Here is a 20,426-nt window from a genome sequence, read left to right as displayed (position 1 = left end):
CTGCCGCTGTTGACATTTTCATGACGGCCCTCTAAAGACCGCCGCAAGCACCGGGCAGCAATGTCCGGTGTTTCATTTGACATGTCCCGTGGATCGTTCCTGTTCGCTAACCGGAACATCCTGTCAGGTCTTGGAAGAGACCAGAGGAGGGCGTGTTTCCTTCGTGCGGTTTGGCAACAAACCGTCATAAACTTTGAAAGGAAATACGATGAGCAAGCGCGAATCGTCCAAGTACAAAATTGACCGCCGTATGGGCGAAAACATCTGGGGCCGTCCGAAGTCCCCGGTGAACCGCCGCGAATACGGCCCGGGCCAGCACGGCCAGCGCCGCAAGGGTAAGCTTTCGGACTTCGGTGTGCAGCTGCGCGCCAAGCAGAAGCTCAAGGGCTACTACGGTGACCTGCGCGAAAAGCAGTTCCGCGCGATCTTCGCCGAAGCCGACCGCCGCAAGGGCGACACCTCCGAAAACCTGATCGGCCTGCTGGAGTCGCGCCTCGACGCAATCGTCTATCGCGCCAAGTTCGTTCCGACGGTCTTTGCTGCCCGTCAGTTCGTCAACCATGGCCACGTCTCGGTCAACGGCGTGCGCGTCAACATCGGTTCCTACCGTTGCAAGGCCGGCGACGTCATCGAAGTTCGCGAAAAGTCGAAGCAGCTGGTGATCGTTCTGGAAGCCGTCAGCCTCGCAGAGCGCGACGTTCCTGATTACATCGAAGTCGATCACAACAAGATGGTCGCAACCTTCGGCCGCGTTCCGACGCTCAGCGACGTTCCGTTCCCGGTCGTCATGGAACCGCATCTGGTCGTCGAATTCTACTCGCGTTAATGCATTCGTCTCGCAGTCGAAACCGATTGCGAGACAACAGCATGCGTCGATATACGGAAAGCCGCTCTTTCGAGCGGCTTTTTTGCGATCTGGAGAGAAGCAATGGCAGATTTGCAGGCGACCCTCGATAGCATCTACGCCGATATCCAGCCGCGGATCGGCGAGGGCAAGGTGGCGGACTATATTCCGGAGCTCGCCAAGGTCGACCCGAAGCAGTTCGGCATGGCGATCGTCACCGTCGACGGCAAAGTCTATCGCGTCGGCAATGCCGATACCGCCTTCTCGATTCAGAGCATATCGAAGGTCTTCATGCTGACGCTGGCGCTCGGCAAGGTCGGCGAGGGGCTGTGGAAGCGGGTCGGGCGCGAACCCTCGGGATCGGCTTTCAACTCGATCGTCCAGTTGGAGCATGAGAGCGGCATCCCCCGCAACCCCTTCATCAATGCCGGCGCGATCGCCGTCAGCGACGTCGTCATGGCCGGCCATGCGCCGCGCGAGGCAATCGGCGAGCTGCTGCGCTTCGTGCGTTATCTCGCCGATGACGAGTCGATCACCATCGACGACAAGGTGGCGCGCTCGGAAACGCAGACGGGATACCGCAATTTCGCGCTTGCCAACTTCATGCGCGCCTACCGCAATCTCGACCATCCGGTCGACCATGTGCTCGGCGTCTATTTCCATCAATGCGCGCTGTCGATGAGCTGCGAGCAGCTCGCCCGCGCCGGGCTGTTCCTGGCGGCGCGCGGCAGTAATCCAACGACCGGCCATTCGGTGGTCTCGCCGAAGCGGGCGCGTCGCATCAATGCGCTGATGCTGACCTGCGGCCATTACGATGGCTCGGGTGACTTCGCCTATCATGTCGGCCTGCCCGGCAAGAGCGGCGTCGGCGGCGGCATCTTCGCGGTGGCGCCGGGCATAGCCTCCATCGCGGTGTGGTCGCCGGGGCTGAACAAGGTCGGCAATTCACAGCTCGGCGCTGCGGCATTGGAGATGCTTGCGGCGCGCACCGGCTGGTCGGTTTTCGGCGATTGACGCTGTGTTACCAGGCGGGTTTCTGCTAGAGCAAATGTGGAATTTCTGTAGGACGAAGCAATGAATATCGCAGCCAAGATCGCCGATGATTTGGAAACCGGCGAAGCCGACACCAGCGGCCATGCGCTGTTTGCCGATGCACCGCGCTCGGTCTCCTTCAACAAGCTGCGCAAACGCCTGCTCCGGCAGGTGCGCCAGGCCTTCGACGATTTCGACATGCTGAAGGGCCAGAAGCGCTGGCTGGTCGCCCTTTCCGGTGGCAAGGATTCTTACGGGCTGCTGGCGCTGCTGCTCGATCTCAAATGGCGCGGCCTGCTGCCGGTCGAACTCATCGCCTGCAATCTCGATCAGGGACAGCCGAATTTTCCGAAGCACGTGCTGCCGGACTATCTCACCAAGATCGGCGTCCGCCACCGGATCGAATATCGCGACACCTATTCGATCGTGAAGGAGAAGGTGCCTGAAGGCGCTACCTATTGTTCGCTCTGTTCGCGGCTGCGGCGCGGCAATCTCTACCGCGTCGCGCGGGAAGAGGGTTGCGATGCGCTGGTGCTCGGCCACCACCGCGAGGACATTCTCGAAACCTTCTTCATGAATTTCTTCCATGGCGGCCGGCTCGCCTCGATGCCGGCGAAGCTTCTGAACGACGAGGGCGATCTGATGGTGCTGCGGCCGCTCGCCTATGCTGCCGAGGACGACCTCGCGAAGTTCGCGGCCGCTATGCAGTTTCCGATCATCCCCTGCGATCTCTGCGGCTCGCAGGACGGGCTGCAGCGCAATGCAATGAAGGATATGCTCGCCGATATCGAGCAGCGCATGCCGGGACGGAAGGATACGATGCTACGGGCACTTTCGCACGTGAACCCGTCGCATCTGCTCGATCCGAAACTTTTCGACTTTTCCACTCTTGGTGTCACAGACCCTTCATGAAGGGCCGGCTAAGCAGGCTGCTCATGCATGAAGGACGGGATTTCGCATGACCATTTCAGATCAGGATATTCTCTTTCTCGGCGATTGCGTGAGGCAAGCGGCGCAAGCGGAGATCATGCCGCGTTTTCGCAGTCTCGGCGCGGGCGATGTTTCGGAAAAGACCTCGGCGATCGATTTGGTAACGCAGGCGGATGTGCTTGCCGAAGCCCATATCACCGCGGCGCTAAGAGAGCGTTTTCCCACGGCACTCATCGTCGGCGAGGAGGCCTATGATGCCGACCGGTCAGTCGTGCCGGCCCTTGCCGAGGCCGAGCTTGCCTTCGTCATCGATCCCGTCGACGGCACTTTTAATTTTGCCGCGGGGCTTCCGGTTTTCGGGACAATACTGGCAGTGACGGTGAGAGGCGAGACGGTCGCCGGCATCATTCACGATCCCGTTCTCGGCGATACGGTGACGGCGCTCAAAGGGGCAGGCGCCTTTCTGACCCGCCAGGACGGGCAGTCGACCAAGCTGAAGGTCGCCGAGCCTGCTAGCCTGAGCCAGATGGTCGGCGGCCTGTCGTGGGGTCATATGGATGAGCCCGACCGCTCGCGTATCTGCGCCAACATGGCGAAGGCCCGGATGACCTTCGCCTTCAATTGCTCGGCCTACGAATATTGGATGGTCGCCGCCGGCAAGATGCATTTCATCGGCCATGCGAAGCTGATGCCCTGGGACCACCTGGCCGGTGTGCTCGCGCATCAGGAGGCCGGCGGCCATACGGCGAAATTCGACGGCACACCCTATCGCCCCGGCGAAACGACGGGCGGCATCATCTCCGCGCCCGACCGGGAGAGCTGGCAGCTGATCCGGCGTGAGATCGTCGGCATCTGATTCAAGGCCCTGTGAGGCTTAATTAAAGGATCTGACATGATTGCGACTGTCGACGTGACCGTTCTTGCCGATCTGCTGCGTCGCGCGGCAAAGGCGGAGATCCTGCCGCGCTTTCGCCGACTCGGCCAGAACGACGTGCGCTCCAAAGGCGAGGCGACCGATCTCGTCACCGAGGCCGATGAGCAGGCCGAACGGATGATCAAGGCGGAAGCTCAGCGGCTCTGGCCGAACGCGCTGTTTCTCGGCGAAGAATCGGTCGCGGCCGATCCCGATTTGCTCGGCAGCCTCGAACATGCCGATCTCGCGCTCGTCGTCGATCCGGTTGATGGCACCTTCAATTTCGCCTCCGGCATTCCGGCCTTCGGCGTCATGGCATCCGTCATCTCCGGCGGCGAGACGGTTGCCGGCATCATCTACGATCCGATGGGCGACGACTGGGTGATGGCCGAAAAGGGCGGTGGCGCCTGGCTGCGGCGGCCGGATGGCGGCGCCGAGCGGCTCTCGGTCGCAGCGCCCGTGGGACTTGAGCATATGGTCGGCATGGCCTCGACCGGCTACCTGCCGAAGGAGAAGCGCGCCGAAGTACTCGGCAATCTCGCCAAGGTGCGCTTCCTCACCAATTACCGCTGCGCCGCCCACGAGTACCGCACCTTTGCCGGCGGCCATGTGCATTACCTCATGTACAACAAGCTGATGCCCTGGGATCACCTTGCCGGCACCCTGATCTCGCAGGAGGCGGGCGCCTATGCGGCGCGCTTCGACGGCTCACCCTACCTGCCGCATCATCTCGACGGCGGGCTGCTGATTGCGCCCGACAAGGCCTCGTGGGACGTGCTGCGGCGTGAGGTTTTCACGGTCTGAACACTCGCCTTAAAGCGTAGAGCCTTTACTGCTGCCCTCATGCTATAGGACAGTGAGGATGTGTTCCCACGCCAGTCGTCCCAACTCTGTGTCGGCTTCGTCACTGCCACCGTGCGCGTGCAGCGTTGATCGGGGGGTCGTTTCGCCCGGCAACAGAATGCGATGGCCCGCGTGTTCTCCCAAGACAAGCTGGGTGGACAAACCAAAACCTGCGCGCCGCCGAACAATTGATGCGGCAAATTCGTCTGATGGCCAGAGTGCGTCATCGCATCCCGCTACGAGTAGAATTTCGGCATTCGATCTCTCCAAAGCGATAGCCGCTGCGTCGATCTCAGACTCGTGCATATCGAGGCATCTTTCGAACAAACCCCGATAGGCGACCAGCCCGTCTCTGTATTCTCGCACCCATTCTGGGTCCGACGAAACAAAAGGAAGCGGTGTACCGCGCAATGTCCACGACGAGCGCTCGGGCCAACTGATGCCATCAAACCCTGGACCAATATTCCCCCAGACGACTGAAGAAGGGCTTATCGCCACGACCGCATTGATGCGCGGATCGTAAACGGCCGTGAGCAGTGCAGCTTCGGCGCCTTTCGAGGTTCCCACTAGGACGATGCGTTTACAGCCGAGTCCCACCAGGAAGTCCGTGGCAGAGAAAAACGTTTCCAGCGGCACCTCGCAAATACCTGGCACCTGGCCTTCGCCGCCGAACCAGCGAAGCGCTATGACCGTTGCCCCCTGGCTCGCAAACAACCTGGCGCGGGCCACATCGACTCGGCCACTGGAGCCGCTGAGCACCATCACGCCGGTGCTGGCATCCGGTTTGACTTGAAATATCTCGCCCTGCAATGGCGGGGGGAGACGTTGAAATCCTGCATCCAAAAACCAGGATCCTTCTTCCAGGGGCATCCAGATTTAGGAACGTGCCGAGTTTGCCATCTAATTCAATGCCGCCGGGGATCAACCGTTCCGGCAGATTTCCCACTTCAAAAATGCGCAGCTCCCGGATCGAGCTGCGGACTGTCGCCGGGGTGGGTGAAGAGCTTGCCGTTTTCGGCCCAAAGGGTGGCTGCAATCGTCACCGCGCCGAAGAGGGCGAAGCCGCCGAAGAGCGGCTGCACCGTGCCGTTGAACATCTGGCCGACCAGGCCGCCGAGGATGGCGCCGGCCGTCGTCGAGACGAAGCCGGTGATGGCGGTCGCCGTGCCGGCGAGATTACCCATCGGCTCGAGGCTGATGGCGGTGAAATTGGTGGCGATCAGGGCAAACATCATCAGCACGATGGTGAAGATGCCATAGGCGATGGCGAAATCCGGCTTGCCGGCCAGCGAATAAAAAAAGCCGACAGCCGACAGCGCCGTGAAGATCAGCAAGGCGGCATGCGAGATGCGGCGCATGCCGAATTTGCGCACGAAGAATCCATTGGCGAAATTGGCGACGGCGATGCCGCCGGCGGTAGCCGCAAAGGCGATCGGCAACCAGTCGCCAAGGCCATAGACCTCGCCGAAGACCTGCTGAACCGAGATCACATAGGCACTGATGACGCCGGTGAACATGGTGAGGCCGATCATGTAGCCGCAGGTGATGCGGTTGGTGAGCACGGTCTTGAAGCCATCCACGACAGAGGCGACCGACAGCGGCAGCCGCTCTTCCGGCGGCAGCGATTCCTTCAGCCGCAGGAGAGCCCAGACGAACAGGACGGTGGCGATGATGCCGAGCAGGATGAAGATCCAGTGCCAGTTGGCATAAAGGATGATGAGCTGGCCGACGGATGGGGCAACGATCGGCACGATCATGAAGACGATCATCACATAGGACATGACACGGGCCATTTCGCGGCCACCGAAGCAGTCGCGCACCATGGCCATGGTGGTAATGCGCACGGCCGCACCGCCAATACCCTGGACAAAACGCATAACGAGCAGCATTTCGAAGCTGCCGGTCGCTGCGGCGGCAAACATTCCGACAATATAGCAGGCCAAGCCGCCGAGCAGGATGTTGCGGCGGCCGAACGTATCCGAAAGGCTGCCGAAGAAGATCTGCGAGACGCCGAATCCTAAGAAGAACACGCCGATGATCAACTGGGCGTCGTTGGTATTGGTGACGCCGAGGGAATGGCCGATATTGGGCAATGCCGGCAGCATGCTGTCGATCGCCATAGCAACGCTGGCGGTCATGATGGCGATGGTAATGACGAATTCGCCAAAACCCATGCCGATGCGGCGGGAGCCCTGGTTTTCCTGGTGCGGTTTATGCGGCGGCGTCATGTGGTGAAATCCCGGATGCGAATGAGGTTGGCCGTTCAGACGGCCGGGTTTTGCGATTGGAAGAGGCGGCCCTTCTCGGCGATGAGCACGAAGACGAGCCCGATAATCGAGACGACGAAATAACCGGCGACCATCGGCAGCGCAGTGCCGTCGAAGGCCTGGCCGATGCCGGCGCCGATGATGGCGCCGCCGACCGTGCTCATGAAGCCGAGGACGGAGGAGGCGGTGCCGGCGACGTGGCCGAGCGGCTCCATGGCGAGCGAATTGAAATTCGAGCCGATCCAGCCGAACTGGAACATGGAAAGGCCGAAGAAGGAGATGAACAGAGCGAAGGGCATCGGCTCGGCGCTGGCCATCTGGACGATCAGCCAGATGGTGTTGATGGCGATGAAGCCGATGAGCGAGCCGTGCGACAGGCGGCGCATGCCGAGCTTGCCGACGAAGCGCGAATTGAAGAAGGACGACAGCGACATGAAGATCGCCACGCCGGCAAAGGCGAAGGGGAAATAGACGCCGAGATCGTAAATGCCGACATAGACCTGCTGGGCCGAATTGATGAAGCCGAACAGCGCGCCGAAGATGAAGGTGCTGGCGATGGTGTAGCAGAGCGCGACGCGATTGGTCAGCACCAGCTTGAAGGCGCCGAAGATCGAGCGGGCGGTGAAGGGTCTGACATTGGCGGGATGCAGGGTCTCCGGCAGGCGTAGATAGGCCCAGACGGCGATGCCAGTCGCCATGGCGGCGATAAACAAGAAGATCAGGTGCCAATTGCCGAAGAACATGACGATCTGACCCGCGCCGGGCGCAATCACCGGCACGATCATGAAGACCATCATGATCAGCGACATGACTTCGGCCATCTGTCGTCCGCCATAGATATCGCGGACGATGGAGATGGTGATGACGCGGGTGGCCGCCGAGCCGATGCCCTGGACGAAGCGCAGCACCAGCAGGCCGGCGAAGGAGGGAACGAAGACGATGCCGATGGCCGAAACGATATAGACGACGAGGCCGAACAACAGCGGCGTACGGCGGCCGAAGCGATCGGAAAGCGGTCCGTAGAACAGCTGGGCGCAGCCGAAGCCGAGCAGATAGGAGGAGACGACGAATTGCCGGTGGTTCTCGCTCTCGACGCCGAGGCTCGCGCCGATCTGCTGCAAGGCCGGGAGCATGATGTCGATCGCCAGCGAGTTGATGGCCATCAGGAAGGCTGCGAGCGCGATGAATTCTCGCTTGCCCATGGGCAGGCGGCCCGCGGACACGGCTTGTGAAGAATCTGTCACAATGAAATTCCCATAAACAGGTCAAGGCGCTGCTAGCCGCAGCGCCTCGAACTCAAGAAACAGATTTGGAAACCGGGCGGACGTCCGGTGACCGGTCAGGAGGCGGCGCGCACCGCGATGCCATTTTCCTGGAGATGCTGCTGCAGTTCACCAGCCTGGAACATTTCCCGGACGATGTCGCAGCCGCCGACGAACTCGCCCTTTACGTAGAGCTGCGGGATCGTCGGCCAGTTGGAATATTCCTTGATGCCCTGGCGGATTTCCGAATCGGCGAGCACGTTGACGCTCTTGTAATCGACGCCGATGTAATCGAGAATCTGCACGACCTGGCCGGAGAAACCGCACTGCGGAAACTGAGGCGTGCCCTTCATGAAAAGGACGACGTCGTTGCTCTTGATTTCGTTGCCGATGAATTCGTGAATGCCGCTCATGGACCTAATCCTTTCAACAGGCGGGTTAAAGGCCCACCGTTTCAATCGTTGCCTTTAGATAGCATGCGACAGCAGGAATTCCAGCTGCCCGAACCAAAAAAATACCAATTCGGGCAGGCCGTTGCCGGGGCTGTTGCCGTCGCGCTACTGCACATCAAAGTGCGACAGCGTCCTTTGCACGTCTTAAAAGACGCGCGGCGCTGCAGCGGAGCGGAATTCATCCGAAAGCCGCTCATATTTTCATCGTGTCTTAGCTGCGTCGCTGACGGCTGCGGCCGGCGGCGGTGCGGCGCTTGCTGACCTGTTTGCGGGCGGGCTTGGGCTTGGCCGAGGTCGCCTTGCGCGCAACCTTCGTCGTCGTGGCGGGGCGTGTCTTACGCCTCCTGCGCTTCGTCGTGATGCGGCCGGTGGTCTTCTTCAGGATCTCCTTCAGCACGCTGTCGACGACGCCTGATATCAATTCTTTGACTAGGTCGGCCACAAAACCCCTCCGTTCGTGATGGAAACGACATGGCTGCTATTGAATTCCGGAAGAGTTCGGTTAGCAAGACGGCTTCGAGACCATAGGTGCTTTTTGCCCATATCAGCGGCGCAGCATCCGGATCGCAGCAACATGCCGGCCATTCGCCCGGCCGGAAGAGTGGAATGAAACTGATCGAGAAGCGGGTCGTCCTGCATTTCCCGGGCTTCGAGCCGCTTGACGGCGTTGCCCACAGGGCACGCTACGAGCGTTCGGCCAGGCAGAGTGCCGCCGTCTGGAGTTATTCGATTGAGACGGGGCCAGTGGATGCGGGGAGCGATCCGGTCAGCTTCGAGGTCACGACGACTGAGAGGGTGGCGGCACCCGAGGCGGGGACCGGTTCCCCCGGCTGGCAGACGAAGAGCCGCATCCATATGGTCGATCACGACATACTGGTGCGCAAGCTACGTGCCGGCAACACGCTGAGCCAGATCATTGCGGGCTTCCGAAGCTGCGCCGAGATCATGTTCGAAGGCGGGATGCGGGGATATTTCCGCCATGCCTGGCGCTTCGGCCTGTTCTTTCTGTTTCCGTTCCTGCTGACGGCGCTGGCGATCGTGCTGACGGCGCAGATTGCCATCGTGCCCTATGGTCTCGGCTTTTCGCCGTGGCACATGCTCTGGAGCGAGCCGCTGGCGCTCTGTTTCTTCATCTTCGCCTTCCTGCCGTTTTCCGAACGCTTCCACACGCTGCATCTCTTTGCCGATTGGGAAATGGCCGTGGCGCTCGGCCGCATGGACCGGACAGATTTCAACGACTGGCTGGAAGACCGGGCCACTGCCGTGCGCAAGGCGCTTGAACAAGAGGCGGACGAATATGTGATCTCCTCGCACAGCATGGGATCGAGCGTCGCCGCCCATGTCATCGGCATATTGCTGGAGAGGGAGCCGGAGATCTTCAGGGGCAAGCGCGTGGTGTTTGCCACACTCGGCAGCGCCATCCTGCAATGTGCGCTTATGTCATCGGCAACACTGCTTCGCGCCCGCGTCGGGCTGATCGCCCGCTGTCCCGAGATATCCTGGCTCGACGTGCAGTGCCTGACGGATTCGATCAATTTCTACAAGGTGCCGGTCGTCGCCGTCTCCGGCCATGCGGATGCGCCTCAGGCAAAGATGATGCTGATCCGCGTCAAGCAGATGCTGACGCGCGAGCACTACCGCAAGATCCGCAAGGACCAGCTGCGCGTCCACCGGCAATATGTGCTTGGGCCTGATCTGCAGGCGCCCTTCGATTTCACGCTTTTGACATCCGGGCCGATGCCGGCCTCGGTCTTTGCCGATCCCGACAAAAAGAGAATGCCCGGCTGAGGGCCGGGCATCGTCATCGGGATTACGTCGGGCTCTATTCCGGCGCGGAGGTCTGCAGCGCCAGCGCGTGCAGTATGCCGCCCATATTGCCCTTCAGCGCCTCGTAGACCATCTGGTGCTGCTGCACACGGCTCTTGCCGCGGAAGGCTTCGGCGACGACTTCGGCGGCGTAGTGATCGCCGTCGCCCGCCAGATCGCGGATCGTCACCTTGGCACCGGGAATCCCAGCCTTGATCATGTCTTCGATATCGCCGGGTTTCATGGCCATGATCGTTACTCCTTGCGCATCATTCCGCAGCAAGTTCGCCGCGGCCTTCCATGAAATTAGGGAACCACGATTCATGGGCATCGCGCAATTGCTGAATCGGCAGCGAGATCAGATCGCCGACGACAAGCGCCGTTCCTCCGACCGTGCCGAGACGGCGGAAGGGAACGCCGCCACCTTCCGCATTGACGCAGACGAAATCGGCGACATCGGCGGGCAACGTCAAGACGTAACGCGCCTGATCCTCACCGAAGAGCAGCGCATGCGGTGCACCCTTGCCTTCGCGCAGATCGATCGTCAGGCCTTTGCCCGAGGCCATCGCCATTTCGGCGAGCGCAACTGCAAGGCCACCAGAGGAGATGTCGTGGCAGGCGGTCGCCTGGCCGTTGCGGATGACGGAGCGGACGAAATCGCCATTGCGTCTTTCGGCGAACAGATCCACCTCCGGTGCCGGACCTTCGCTGCTGGAAAGCACGTCGCGGAGATAGACGGACTGGCCGAGATGGCTGCCGTCGACGCCGATCATGATCACCTTATCGCCATCGTTGGCGCTGCCGATACGGACCATCTTGCGCCAGTCCGGCAACAGGCCGACGCCTGCGATCGTCGGGGTCGGCAGGATGGCGACGCCGTTGGTCTCGTTGTAGAGCGAAACGTTGCCTGACACGATCGGGAAATCCAGCGCCCGGCAGGCCTCGCCAATGCCTTTCACCGCCTGAACGAACTGGCCCATGATTTCTGGCTTTTCGGGATTGCCGAAGTTCAGATTGTCGGTGGCGGCGAGCGGTTCGGCGCCTGTCGCGGTGATGTTGCGCCAGCATTCGGCGACCGCCTGCTTGCCGCCTTCGAAGGGATCCGCCTCGACATAACGCGGAGTGACGTCGGAGGAGAAGGCAAGCGCCTTGGAGGGATGGCCGTCGACACGTACGACGCCGGCATCGCCGCCCGGAAGCTGCAGCGAATTGCCCTGGATCAGCGTATCATATTGCTCATAGACCCAGCGGCGGCTCGACTGGTTGGCGGAGCCGACGAGTTGCAGCAGCGCCAGGCCGTAATCCTGAGGAGCGGCGACGAGATTGGCGGGCAGGGGAGCGTGCTTGCCGGGCTCGCGCCAGGGGCGATCATATTCCGGCGCCTGGTCGCCGAGATCCTTGATCGGCAGGTTGGCGACTTCCTCACCCTGGTGCATGACGCGGAAGCGCAGATCGTCGGTCGTCCAGCCGACGATGGCAAAGTCGAGGCCCCACTTGACGAAGATCGCCTTGGCTTCCTCTTCCTTCTCCGGCTGCAGCACCATGAGCATGCGCTCCTGGCTTTCCGACAGCATCATCTCGTAGGCCGTCATCCTCTCTTCGCGCACCGGCACCTTGTCGAGCTCGAGCAGGATGCCGAGATCGCCCTTGGCGCCCATCTCGACGGCAGAGCAGGTGAGGCCGGCCGCACCCATGTCCTGGATGGCGATGACTGCGCCGGTCTGCATCAGCTCGAGGCAGGCTTCCAGCAGGCACTTTTCGGTGAAGGGGTCGCCGACCTGAACGGTCGGACGCTTCTCTTCGATCGATTCGTCGAATTCGGCCGATGCCATCGTCGCGCCGCCGACGCCGTCACGGCCGGTCTTGGCGCCGAGATAGACGACCGGAAGACCGACGCCCTTGGCTTCGGACAGGAAGATGGCGTTCGACTTCGCAATACCGGCGGCAAAGGCGTTAACCAGGATGTTGCCGTTGTAGCGGGCGTCGAACTCGACCTCACCGCCGACCGTCGGCACGCCGAAGGAATTGCCGTAGCCGCCGACGCCGGAAACGACGCCGGAGACGAGGTGGCGGGTCTTGGGGTGATCCGGCTCGCCGAAGCGCAGCGCGTTCATCGCGGCGATCGGGCGCGCGCCCATGGTGAAAACGTCGCGCAGGATGCCACCGACGCCGGTCGCGGCGCCCTGATAAGGCTCGATATAAGAGGGGTGGTTGTGGCTCTCCATCTTGAAGACGACGCAATCGCCGTCATCGATATCGACCACGCCAGCATTTTCGCCCGGGCCCTGGATGACGCGCGGGCCTTTGGTCGGCAGCGTGCGCAGCCACTTCTTCGAGGATTTGTAGGAGCAGTGCTCGTTCCACATGGCCGAGAAGATGCCGAGCTCGGTAAACGTCGGTTCGCGGCCGATCAGATCCAGAATACGCTGATACTCGTCCGGCTTCAGGCCGTGCCTTGCAATGAGTTCGGGCGTGATCGGGATGGTGTTTGGAAAGGTCATGAGCGGAAAATCCCTGGCGCGTTTTGCGCTGTCTTTAGCTTATGTAGCGGCGACGCGCGACAGGAAAATGCCCGCCGTCAACAGCGGGCCGGCAACTTCTTCCTGATGATGAAAAGTGGTCGCTGCTAGAATTTGTAGCCGATCTGCAAGCCGGCGCGTGTCATGCCGTCGTTCGGCCCATCGCAGAGATTGGCGTTCGAGGAATGGGCGATTTGGGCCATGACATTCCAGTGCGCGTTGAAACGGTAGCCGGCGCCCAGATATTCGTGGAAGAGGACGCGACAGCCGAGTTCCGGGCCGTCGTCTTCGCCTTCGAGATCGCCGGTATGGATGACGCCGCCGAAGCCGGCTTCGGCAAAGAGCTTCTCGTTGAAATCGACCGTCCAGGTGAAACCGGTGAAGAACTGGGTGGCTTCGCCCGACGTCCCGATCGAGGTGCCGAGATGGACGCGGGGATGCAGCAATTGCTGCTGCCAGCCGACCGCCATGTCGTAACCGAAAGGATCGAAGAGAGCGGTAATTTCGGGAAAGATGCCGTTTTCCCCGGAATGGCCCGATTGCACCGAGGCCGAAGCGCCGAAGCGCAATTCATCAAATATCTGCTCGCCAGCACTTGCCGAGCCCGCAACCGGGATAGCGGCTGCCGCTGCCAACGATGCCATACCCAAAAAACGCAACGCGATCTTTCCGAAGTCGACCCTCATTTGCTGTCCTCTGATTCGCGTCTGACGGGAACAACAAAGAGGTAACATGGAGGTTGAGTCGGTGAAGCGCTCGGAATACGCTCCGGCGTTTTTTCCGAATTATGACGTGTATTTGCAACAGGTCATATTTCGCCATCATAGGCGGATCCGCCATTTTCCAGCAGCCGGCGCAGGATCATCAGGCCCGAGATCAGTTCCTGCCCCGTCTTCGGCGAGGAAAAACCGATGCGAACGCGATGATAGGGTCGCTCTCCGCGCGCCGACTTGAACTCGTCCTCGTCGTCGACGAGCACGCCGTCGCGGAAGGCGGCATTCTTGAAGGTGCCCGACATCCAGGGTTCCGGCAGTTTCAGCCAGAGGAAGGGCGCGTGTATGTGTGATTCGAAATCGAAGCCCTGCAACTGTTCGCGGGCGAGCCGGACGCGCCGGGAGAGTTCCTCGACACTTGCCTTGCGAATCTCGTGCGCCATGCCGCTTTCGACGAGGCGCGCACAGGTCTCTGCCAGGATAAAGGGCAGACCGCCGGTGATCATCCTGTGCGTCACCTTGATGCGCTGGGCAAAATGCGGCGGGCAGGCGACCCAGCCGCCGCGCACGCCGGCGGCGACCGATTTCGACAGGCCGTTGACGAGGAAGGTGCGGTCGGGCGCAATCGAGGCCAGCAGTGGCGTATCGTCGTCGGCCATGCCGCCGTAGAGGTCGTCCTCGATCAGCCAGACGCCGTGTTTCCTGGCGATTGCGGCGATGGCCGCGCGCCGCTCATAGGGCATGATCGCCAACGTCGGATTGTGGACGGTCGGCATCAGGAAGGCGATCTTCGGATGCTGCTGCTGACAGAGCCGCTCGAAATCTCCTGGAATTACGCCCAGTTTATCGGAATCGACCGTCAGCGTGCGGCGGCCGAGCAGGCGGGCGCTGCGGCTGACCTGGGTATAGGTGAGATCCTCGAAGACGATCTTGTCCCCCGGCGCCGAGACGGCGGCGATGACTGATATAGCCGCCGCATGGGCGCCGAGCGTCGGCACGATGTTTTCGACCTCCGGCGTCCAGCCGCTGCGGGCAAGCCACAACCGGCCGGCCTCGAACCAGTTGCGCGGGAAGCTCCGGGAATAGGAGGAGATTTCGGCAAGATGCTGCTCGCCGATCTCGGCGAGGATGCCTGCGATGATCTTGCCCTGGCCGAGATCGGGCGCGGCTGTCGTGTCGAAGCGGATCTTGTTGGCAGGCGCATCCTGGATGCGGGTGCCACTGAGCGAGACGGTCAGCGGATCGATCTGTTCGCCGGGCGGCGTTTCGGAGCGGTTCAGCACATAGGTGCCGCGCCCCACTTCGCCGGCGACCAGGCCGCGCTCATGCACCAGCGCATAGGCGCGGCCGATCGTGCCGATCGTCACGCCGATATCGTAGGCAAGGTTGCGCTGCGGCGGCAATTTGCTGCCGGCGGGCAGGGCGCCGCTTGATATGGCGGATTCGATGCTGTCGGCAAGCCGGAGATAGACCGGCCCGGAGCCGCGGGAAATATCGGGAAGCCAATTTGTCATGGTGACAATTGTATATATTGGCACATTGTACCCGTCAAGCGTATGAGTCAATTCCAATGGCAAACCGAGAGGATTCCTGGAATGTCTGCCTTGCCTGAGATCAAAATGCCGATTGTACCGATTGTCTCTTACGAGGATAGGAGACAAATCATTCTCCCCGACTCGCCCGCCGAGGTGACGACGCGTTTGAAGCGAATCTGGGCCGCCATTCTTCTCTGGCATCAAAAGCGGGAAGGCCGGCGCGCGCTGAGGGAGCTGACAGCGACCGAACTCAAGGATATCGGAGTGTCGCAGTCCGATGCCGCGCGCGAAGTCGGCAAGTCGTTTTTCTGGGACTGATTATGCATAACTCAAAGAGTTACAGCGCTGTTTGCGCGTCTGAAAAGACGCGTGACGCTGTCATCGCCGGGATCAGCTGCAGGCCTTGTTGCCGCCGGACCAGCGATTGACGTCGGCGGTGATGCGGCCGGCGACCGGTTCCTGCATCATCGGACCGAAGGCCTGCAGGCGCGACGGGCTTCCCTCAGCCTGCACGACGAGCAGCGGCCGGCTTTCCGGGCTGCCCTTATGGACGAGCAGGATGCGCGGACGGCCGGAGAAGGAATTGAGCTCCGGCGCGAGCTTGTAGGCTGCAAAGGCCGGATCGCCCGACTTGAACCAGCAGGCATTGGCGCCGAGAGCCACGCGCTCCATCGTCGGCAGTGCGGCGCGGTTCGGGCCTGTCGGCGCTGGCGTCTGGCAGGCTGCCACCATGGCTGCCAGAGCGGTCAACAGGGCGGCGTTTGCGACGGAGAGGCGAGGGCGCATCGATTGCTCCAGATCCGAACAGAAGGATTTTTGTGTGCATCCCGTTGCCCAAGACCGCTGCGCGCGCTTGGGCGATTGGGCGACGTGCGGGTTCAGGCGGCGATGACGTCGAGCGCCGAGGCGAAGAGGCCGCGGCCGTCCGAACCGCCATGGGCGGCCTCGATCAGGTTCTCGGGATGCGGCATCATGCCGAGCACATTACCGTTTTCGTTCATGACGGCGGCGATGTCGTTGATCGAGCCGTTCGGGTTGGTGCCTTCGGCATAACGGAACACCACCTGGCCGTTGCCTTCGATCGCAGCCAGCGTCGCATCGTCGGCGAAATAATTGCCGTCATGATGGGCGACCGGGCAGCGAATGACCTGGCCCTGCGCATAGGCGCGGGTGAAATCCGTCTCGGCATTGACGACTTCGAGCTTGATCTCGCGGCAGACGAATTTCAGCGAGGAATTGCGCATCAGCGCGCCTGGCAGCAGGCCGGCCTCGACGAGGATCTGGAAGCCGTTGCAGACGCCGAGGACTTTCACGCCCTTTGCAGCCTTGTCGATGATCGCCTGCATGACCGGCATGCGGGCTGCGATCGCGCCGCAGCGCAGATAATCGCCATAAGAAAAGCCGCCGGGGATGACGATCAGATCGACATCGGGGATCTCGGTTTCCGTCTGCCAGATCGTCACCGGCGGCTGGCCGGAGATCTTGGTCAAGGCGGCGATCATGTCGCGGTCGCGGTTGAGGCCCGGAAGTTGAACGACGGCTGATTTCATGGGTGCTGTTCAAACCTTGCTTGTGTTTGTGCCAGTTCCCGAAGCGGCGACAGTGTTTCGATGTGCTTCGGGCATTGCCAATCTCGCAATGTTCAGTCGATCGCGATTGCGTAGTTCTCGATCACCGTATTGGCGAGCAGTTTTTCGCACATGGCCTTGAGGTCGGCCTCAGCCTTGCCCTTGTCGGCGCCTTCCAGCTCCAGGTCGAAGACCTTGCCTTGTCTTACATGGCCGACGCCCGAAAAGCCGAGGGCACTGAGCGCACCCTCGATGGCCTTGCCCTGCGGATCGAGAACGCCGTTTTTCAGCGTGACGGTGACACGAGCCTTGATCACTTTGTCTTTCCTGCCTTACTTGACGAGAACCGGGCCGGTGCCGCGCACAGGCTCGTTTTCATTGATGATGCCGAGACGGCGCGCGACTTCGGAATAGGCTTCGAGCAATCCGCCGAGATCGCGGCGGAAGCGGTCCTTGTCCATCTTCTCGTGGGTTTCGATATCCCAGAGCCGGCAGCTGTCCGGCGAGATTTCGTCGGCGAGGATGATGCGCATCATATCGCCTTCGAAGAGACGGCCGCATTCGATCTTGAAATCGACGAGCTGAATGCCGACGCCGAGGAAGAGGCCGGTCATGAAGTCGTTGACGCGAATGGCAAGCGCCATGATGTCATCGAGTTCGGCGGGGTTTGCCCAGCCGAAGGCGGTGATGTGCTCTTCGGAGACCATCGGATCGTCGAGCGCGTCGGACTTGTAATAGAATTCGATGATCGAGCGCGGCAGCACGACGCCTTCGTCGATGCCGAGGCGCTTGGCAAGAGAACCGGCGGCGACATTGCGCACGACGATCTCCAGCGGGATCATCTCCACTTCCTTGATCAACTGCTCGCGCATGTTGAGCCGGCGGATGAAATGAGTGGGGATGCCGATCTTGTTCAGATGGCTGAAGATATATTCGCAGATGCGGTTGTTGAGGACGCCCTTGCCATCGATGACTTCGTGTTTCTTCTTGTTGAAGGCAGTGGCATCGTCCTTGAAGAACTGGATCAAAGTGCCCGGTTCCGGGCCCTCATACAGAATCTTTGCCTTGCCCTCGTAGATACGGCGGCGACGGTTCATCGTGGTCATTCTCTATTGTTGGCGCTCTTGGGATAGCGCGAGTGGATCGATCTCGTGGCGTCCCCTTAAAGGAAAAGAGAGGGTTTCACAATCCGCCTGTCGCTCCTTCTCCCGTTTCAAAATTCTATGGCCCCGGTTTCCGGATTTCGCGACCTTGGTTTCCAATTTTACGGAATACTGCCAAGAGAATCGAATGAATTCGCAAGAGGAGTTTAGCGCCTTTTCCTCTACGGTGGAATGAAGGCGAAATGGCGAGCCGTTTATGCAGGTTTTTATTTGGCGGCTCTGCTTGGCAGCGCGCGGCGAAGCTGCGCCTGCAAGGCGCGAGCGGCGATTTGCCCATGGCGCCAGCTTCCGGAGCGGATGAAGGAGGGGATCTGCATGGCCGGCATCGGCCGGGCGAGCGCGTAGCCCTGCAGCGTGTCACAGTCGAGTTCTTCGAGAATGCGAATATGCTCCGCCGTTTCGACGCCCTCGGCGATGACGAGGATGTTCAGCGAGCGGCCGATATCGATAATCGAGCCGACCAATTTGCGCTGCTCGGCCGATTGCGGCAGCATGCGGATCAACTCGCGGTCGATCTTCAGCGTCTTCGGGCTCAGGCGCAGCAGGCTGACGATCGAGGCATGGCCGGTGCCGAAATCGTCGATCTGGATGTCGATGCCGAGCTTGCGCAGCTTTTTCAGGTTGGCGGCCACCGCCTCGTCGCAATCGTCGAGCGAGATCGATTCCAGCAGCTCGAAGGAGAAGGTGCCGGGCTCGATCTTCAAGGCGCGGAGCTTCTTGCCCAGATCTGGATCTGCGAGCCGTCGGGCGGAGACGTTGACCGATATCTTCGGGATCGGCAGCCCGTCCTTCAGCCACACCTTCCGGTCGGCAATGGCGCGCTCCAGGATGAGGGCGTCGATGGTCGAGACGACGTCGAGATCCTCGGCGATGTCGAGGAAGCGGTCGGGCGTCAGCAGCCCGTGCACCGGATGCTGCCAGCGGGCCAGTGTTTCGACGCCTGCAATATCGAGCGTGCGGGCATCAAACTGCAGCTGATAGAAGGGCACGAATTCATTGCGTTCGAGGCCGATCAGGATCTCGTCGGCAAGGTGCTTGGCGGAGACGATGTCGCGGCGAGCAGCGGCCGAGAAGAATTCGAAGCGGTTGCGGCCCAGACCCTTGGCACGATAAAGGGCGATATCGGCGTCGAGCAGCATCTGCTTGGCGTCGAGCTTCGGTCCGCTGTCGATGGCGATGCCGATGCTGGCGCCGAAACGGCAGTCGTGTCCCTCATATCTGACGGGTTTGCGCAATTCGCGGATGACACGCTCGGCAAGGCCGGCGATCTTCTTCGATGCGGGATCGACAATGCAGAGGATGACGAATTCGTCGCCGCCGATGCGGGCGACGAAATCGACGGCGCGGACGGACGTTCTCAGCACGCTTGCGGCATGCTGCAGCATGGCGTCGCCGGCCCGGTGGCCGAGCGTGTCGTTGATCTGCTTGAAGCGGTCGAGATCGATGTGCAGGATCGCTAGCGCCAGGCCCTTGGCCCGGCATTCGGCCGAGCGTTCATCCAGCATCTTGTCGAGATAGCGGCGGTTCGGCAGCCCTGTGAGGTAATCGTGCAGTGCCAGGTGCTCGATGCTCTCCTTGGTGGCTTCGAGCTCGCGGTTGCGCGCCTCGGCCAGATCCTTGGCGCGCTGCAGTTCGTTGCGGAGCGCGACTTCTTCGGTGACGTCCCAGTTGGCGCCGATCAGTTTGCGGTGGCCGTTGCCGTCGACGAAGAAGGCCGAGCGGGCGCGGATCACGCGTTCGGCGCCGTCGCCGCGGATGATGCGATATTCCTGCTGGAAATCGCGGCCGCTTTCGACGCTGCGGTCGGCCAGGCCGAGCACACGCTCGCGGTCATCGGGATGCAGACTTTTCGCCCAGGCGTCGCCGGCGATCTGGCGCGAGGCGCCCTGCAGCCCGTAAATGGCGATGAGGCGGTCGTCCCATTCGACGGTATCGTGCTCGATATCGGCTTCAAATACGCCGATGCGGGAGATCTCTAACGCCAGATCCAGGCGGCGCGACAAACGCGACAGCGTCTCTTCGGCCTGCTTCCGGGCAGTAATATCCGTGTCCGTGCCGACGATGCGCGTCGGCACGTCGTTCTCGTCCCATTCCACGCAGGCGCCGCGGCACTCGATCCAGACCCAATGGCCGTCCTTATGGCGCTCGCGATATTCGAAGATCCGGTAATCGGGATCGCCGGCATTCTGCCGGTCGATCGCATGGACAACGAAATCGCGATCGTCTGGGTGAACAAGCTGCAGCCAGGCCTGGTAATCGCCGTCGGCTTCCTCCTCGGGCGCCATGCCGCGGATGGTCTTCCACGTCGGCGAATAATATTTTCGGTCGAGACGGTAATTGTGATCCCATACGCCGAGGCCAGAGCCGACCAGCGCATAATTCCAGCGGCTTTCGCGCTCGGCCAGGTCGGAATCGTCGGTTGCTGCCCCATTGCTGATGCCTGTCTCGGCCGCTGCTGCATCGCCATGCGCATTGCCGGCCTCTGGATGGGCTTTCTTCACGGGCATTCTCGCTTATCTCACCTCGGCGCAGTCTGCTGTCATTCCATTAAGAAAGACTTAGAAAGCACATGCTCAACA

21 protein-coding genes are annotated in these 20,426 nt (G+C 61.4%); 7 read left to right on the top strand and 14 right to left on the bottom strand.

Going from position 1 to position 20,426, the window contains the following annotated elements:
* The first annotated feature begins 208 nt into the window (after nt 1-208).
* The 5 genes from rpsD to RWK44_RS24935 all read left to right on the top strand — a co-directional run bounded on the left by rpsD (nt 209) and on the right by RWK44_RS24935 (nt 4,523).
* Nucleotides 209-826 carry a 30S ribosomal protein S4 gene (rpsD, locus tag RWK44_RS24955; protein ID WP_003540107.1) on the top strand — a complete coding sequence of 206 codons (618 nt, stop codon included), beginning with the start codon at nt 209-211 and terminating at the stop codon, nt 824-826.
* 102 nt (nt 827-928) lie between these two features.
* Nucleotides 929-1,858 (top strand): glutaminase, encoded by a 930-nt coding sequence (locus RWK44_RS24950; RefSeq protein ID WP_012757644.1) that lies wholly within the window; start codon nt 929-931, stop codon nt 1,856-1,858.
* A 60-nt stretch (nt 1,859-1,918) separates the two neighbouring features.
* Entirely contained in the window at nt 1,919-2,788 is an 870-nt protein-coding gene (gene ttcA / locus RWK44_RS24945) for a tRNA 2-thiocytidine(32) synthetase TtcA (protein WP_316029534.1), read from the top strand.
* A gap of 46 nt (nt 2,789-2,834) precedes the next feature.
* Nucleotides 2,835-3,662 (top strand): inositol monophosphatase family protein, encoded by an 828-nt coding sequence (locus tag RWK44_RS24940; RefSeq protein ID WP_168283564.1) that lies wholly within the window; start codon nt 2,835-2,837, stop codon nt 3,660-3,662.
* A gap of 36 nt (nt 3,663-3,698) precedes the next feature.
* A complete protein-coding gene (locus tag RWK44_RS24935) occupies nt 3,699-4,523 on the top strand; it encodes an inositol monophosphatase family protein (protein WP_131665247.1) in 825 nt (274 codons plus the stop codon).
* A 42-nt stretch (nt 4,524-4,565) separates the two neighbouring features.
* Here the strand turns inward: RWK44_RS24935 and RWK44_RS24930 are convergent, their stop codons facing one another.
* From RWK44_RS24930 to RWK44_RS24910, 5 genes are all read right to left on the bottom strand, one after another.
* Nucleotides 4,566-5,432: an acyl-CoA thioester hydrolase/BAAT C-terminal domain-containing protein gene (locus tag RWK44_RS24930; protein ID WP_221998155.1), complete on the bottom strand. Its 867-nt coding sequence runs from the start codon at nt 5,430-5,432 to the stop codon at nt 4,566-4,568.
* A 77-nt stretch (nt 5,433-5,509) separates the two neighbouring features.
* A complete protein-coding gene (locus RWK44_RS24925; protein ID WP_316029533.1) occupies nt 5,510-6,790 on the bottom strand; it encodes a multidrug effflux MFS transporter in 1,281 nt (426 codons plus the stop codon).
* 35 nt (nt 6,791-6,825) lie between these two features.
* On the bottom strand, nt 6,826-8,031 hold the full coding sequence (locus RWK44_RS24920) for a multidrug effflux MFS transporter (protein WP_222040347.1): 1,206 nt from the start codon (nt 8,029-8,031) through the stop codon (nt 6,826-6,828).
* A gap of 137 nt (nt 8,032-8,168) precedes the next feature.
* Nucleotides 8,169-8,504: a Grx4 family monothiol glutaredoxin gene (gene grxD, locus RWK44_RS24915; RefSeq protein ID WP_012757638.1), complete on the bottom strand. Its 336-nt coding sequence runs from the start codon at nt 8,502-8,504 to the stop codon at nt 8,169-8,171.
* Nucleotides 8,505-8,754: 250 nt separating this feature from the next.
* On the bottom strand, nt 8,755-8,985 hold the full coding sequence (locus RWK44_RS24910) for a hypothetical protein (protein ID WP_077978281.1): 231 nt from the start codon (nt 8,983-8,985) through the stop codon (nt 8,755-8,757).
* A gap of 164 nt (nt 8,986-9,149) precedes the next feature.
* Between RWK44_RS24910 and RWK44_RS24905 the strand changes: the two genes are divergently transcribed.
* Nucleotides 9,150-10,331, top strand: a complete 1,182-nt coding sequence (locus RWK44_RS24905; RefSeq protein ID WP_316029532.1) for a hypothetical protein — start codon at nt 9,150-9,152, stop codon at nt 10,329-10,331.
* Between the two features lie 34 nt (nt 10,332-10,365).
* On the opposite strand, the gene RWK44_RS24900 is transcribed toward RWK44_RS24905, so the two are convergent.
* The 4 genes from RWK44_RS24900 to RWK44_RS24885 all read right to left on the bottom strand — a co-directional run bounded on the left by RWK44_RS24900 (nt 10,366) and on the right by RWK44_RS24885 (nt 15,095).
* Nucleotides 10,366-10,599, bottom strand: coding sequence for a BolA/IbaG family iron-sulfur metabolism protein (locus RWK44_RS24900; protein ID WP_003579540.1), 234 nt, complete (start codon nt 10,597-10,599; stop codon nt 10,366-10,368).
* 19 nt (nt 10,600-10,618) lie between these two features.
* Nucleotides 10,619-12,850 carry a phosphoribosylformylglycinamidine synthase subunit PurL gene (gene purL, locus RWK44_RS24895; RefSeq protein ID WP_316029531.1) on the bottom strand — a complete coding sequence of 744 codons (2,232 nt, stop codon included), beginning with the start codon at nt 12,848-12,850 and terminating at the stop codon, nt 10,619-10,621.
* Between the two features lie 125 nt (nt 12,851-12,975).
* Entirely contained in the window at nt 12,976-13,554 is a 579-nt protein-coding gene (locus tag RWK44_RS24890; protein ID WP_316029530.1) for an acyloxyacyl hydrolase, read from the bottom strand.
* Between the two features lie 122 nt (nt 13,555-13,676).
* The gene (locus RWK44_RS24885; RefSeq protein ID WP_316029529.1) at nt 13,677-15,095 is read right to left on the bottom strand and encodes an aminotransferase-like domain-containing protein; all 1,419 of its coding nucleotides are present in this window, start codon (nt 15,093-15,095) and stop codon (nt 13,677-13,679) included.
* A gap of 81 nt (nt 15,096-15,176) precedes the next feature.
* Here RWK44_RS24885 and RWK44_RS24880 point away from each other — a divergent pair, with 81 nt between their 5' ends.
* Nucleotides 15,177-15,434: a DUF1127 domain-containing protein gene (locus tag RWK44_RS24880; protein ID WP_221943524.1), complete on the top strand. Its 258-nt coding sequence runs from the start codon at nt 15,177-15,179 to the stop codon at nt 15,432-15,434.
* Between the two features lie 72 nt (nt 15,435-15,506).
* Here the strand turns inward: RWK44_RS24880 and RWK44_RS24875 are convergent, their stop codons facing one another.
* The 5 genes from RWK44_RS24875 to RWK44_RS24855 all read right to left on the bottom strand — a co-directional run bounded on the left by RWK44_RS24875 (nt 15,507) and on the right by RWK44_RS24855 (nt 20,354).
* Nucleotides 15,507-15,902 (bottom strand): hypothetical protein, encoded by a 396-nt coding sequence (locus tag RWK44_RS24875; protein WP_077978276.1) that lies wholly within the window; start codon nt 15,900-15,902, stop codon nt 15,507-15,509.
* Nucleotides 15,903-15,994: 92 nt separating this feature from the next.
* Nucleotides 15,995-16,666 (bottom strand): phosphoribosylformylglycinamidine synthase subunit PurQ, encoded by a 672-nt coding sequence (gene purQ / locus RWK44_RS24870; RefSeq protein WP_168283571.1) that lies wholly within the window; start codon nt 16,664-16,666, stop codon nt 15,995-15,997.
* A gap of 92 nt (nt 16,667-16,758) precedes the next feature.
* On the bottom strand, nt 16,759-17,001 hold the full coding sequence (purS, locus tag RWK44_RS24865; RefSeq protein ID WP_029874235.1) for a phosphoribosylformylglycinamidine synthase subunit PurS: 243 nt from the start codon (nt 16,999-17,001) through the stop codon (nt 16,759-16,761).
* Between the two features lie 15 nt (nt 17,002-17,016).
* The gene (gene purC / locus RWK44_RS24860; RefSeq protein ID WP_003540062.1) at nt 17,017-17,781 is read right to left on the bottom strand and encodes a phosphoribosylaminoimidazolesuccinocarboxamide synthase; all 765 of its coding nucleotides are present in this window, start codon (nt 17,779-17,781) and stop codon (nt 17,017-17,019) included.
* 272 nt (nt 17,782-18,053) lie between these two features.
* The gene (locus RWK44_RS24855; RefSeq protein ID WP_221956416.1) at nt 18,054-20,354 is read right to left on the bottom strand and encodes a putative bifunctional diguanylate cyclase/phosphodiesterase; all 2,301 of its coding nucleotides are present in this window, start codon (nt 20,352-20,354) and stop codon (nt 18,054-18,056) included.
* Nucleotides 20,355-20,426 lie beyond the last annotated feature (72 nt).

The sequence above is a fragment of the Rhizobium sp. 25PS6 genome (assembly GCF_032464655.1).
Lineage (GTDB): Bacteria > Pseudomonadota > Alphaproteobacteria > Rhizobiales > Rhizobiaceae > Rhizobium > Rhizobium laguerreae.
Note: the sequence above shows the minus strand (reverse complement) of the source record. Positions and strands in the feature narration are given on the sequence as shown.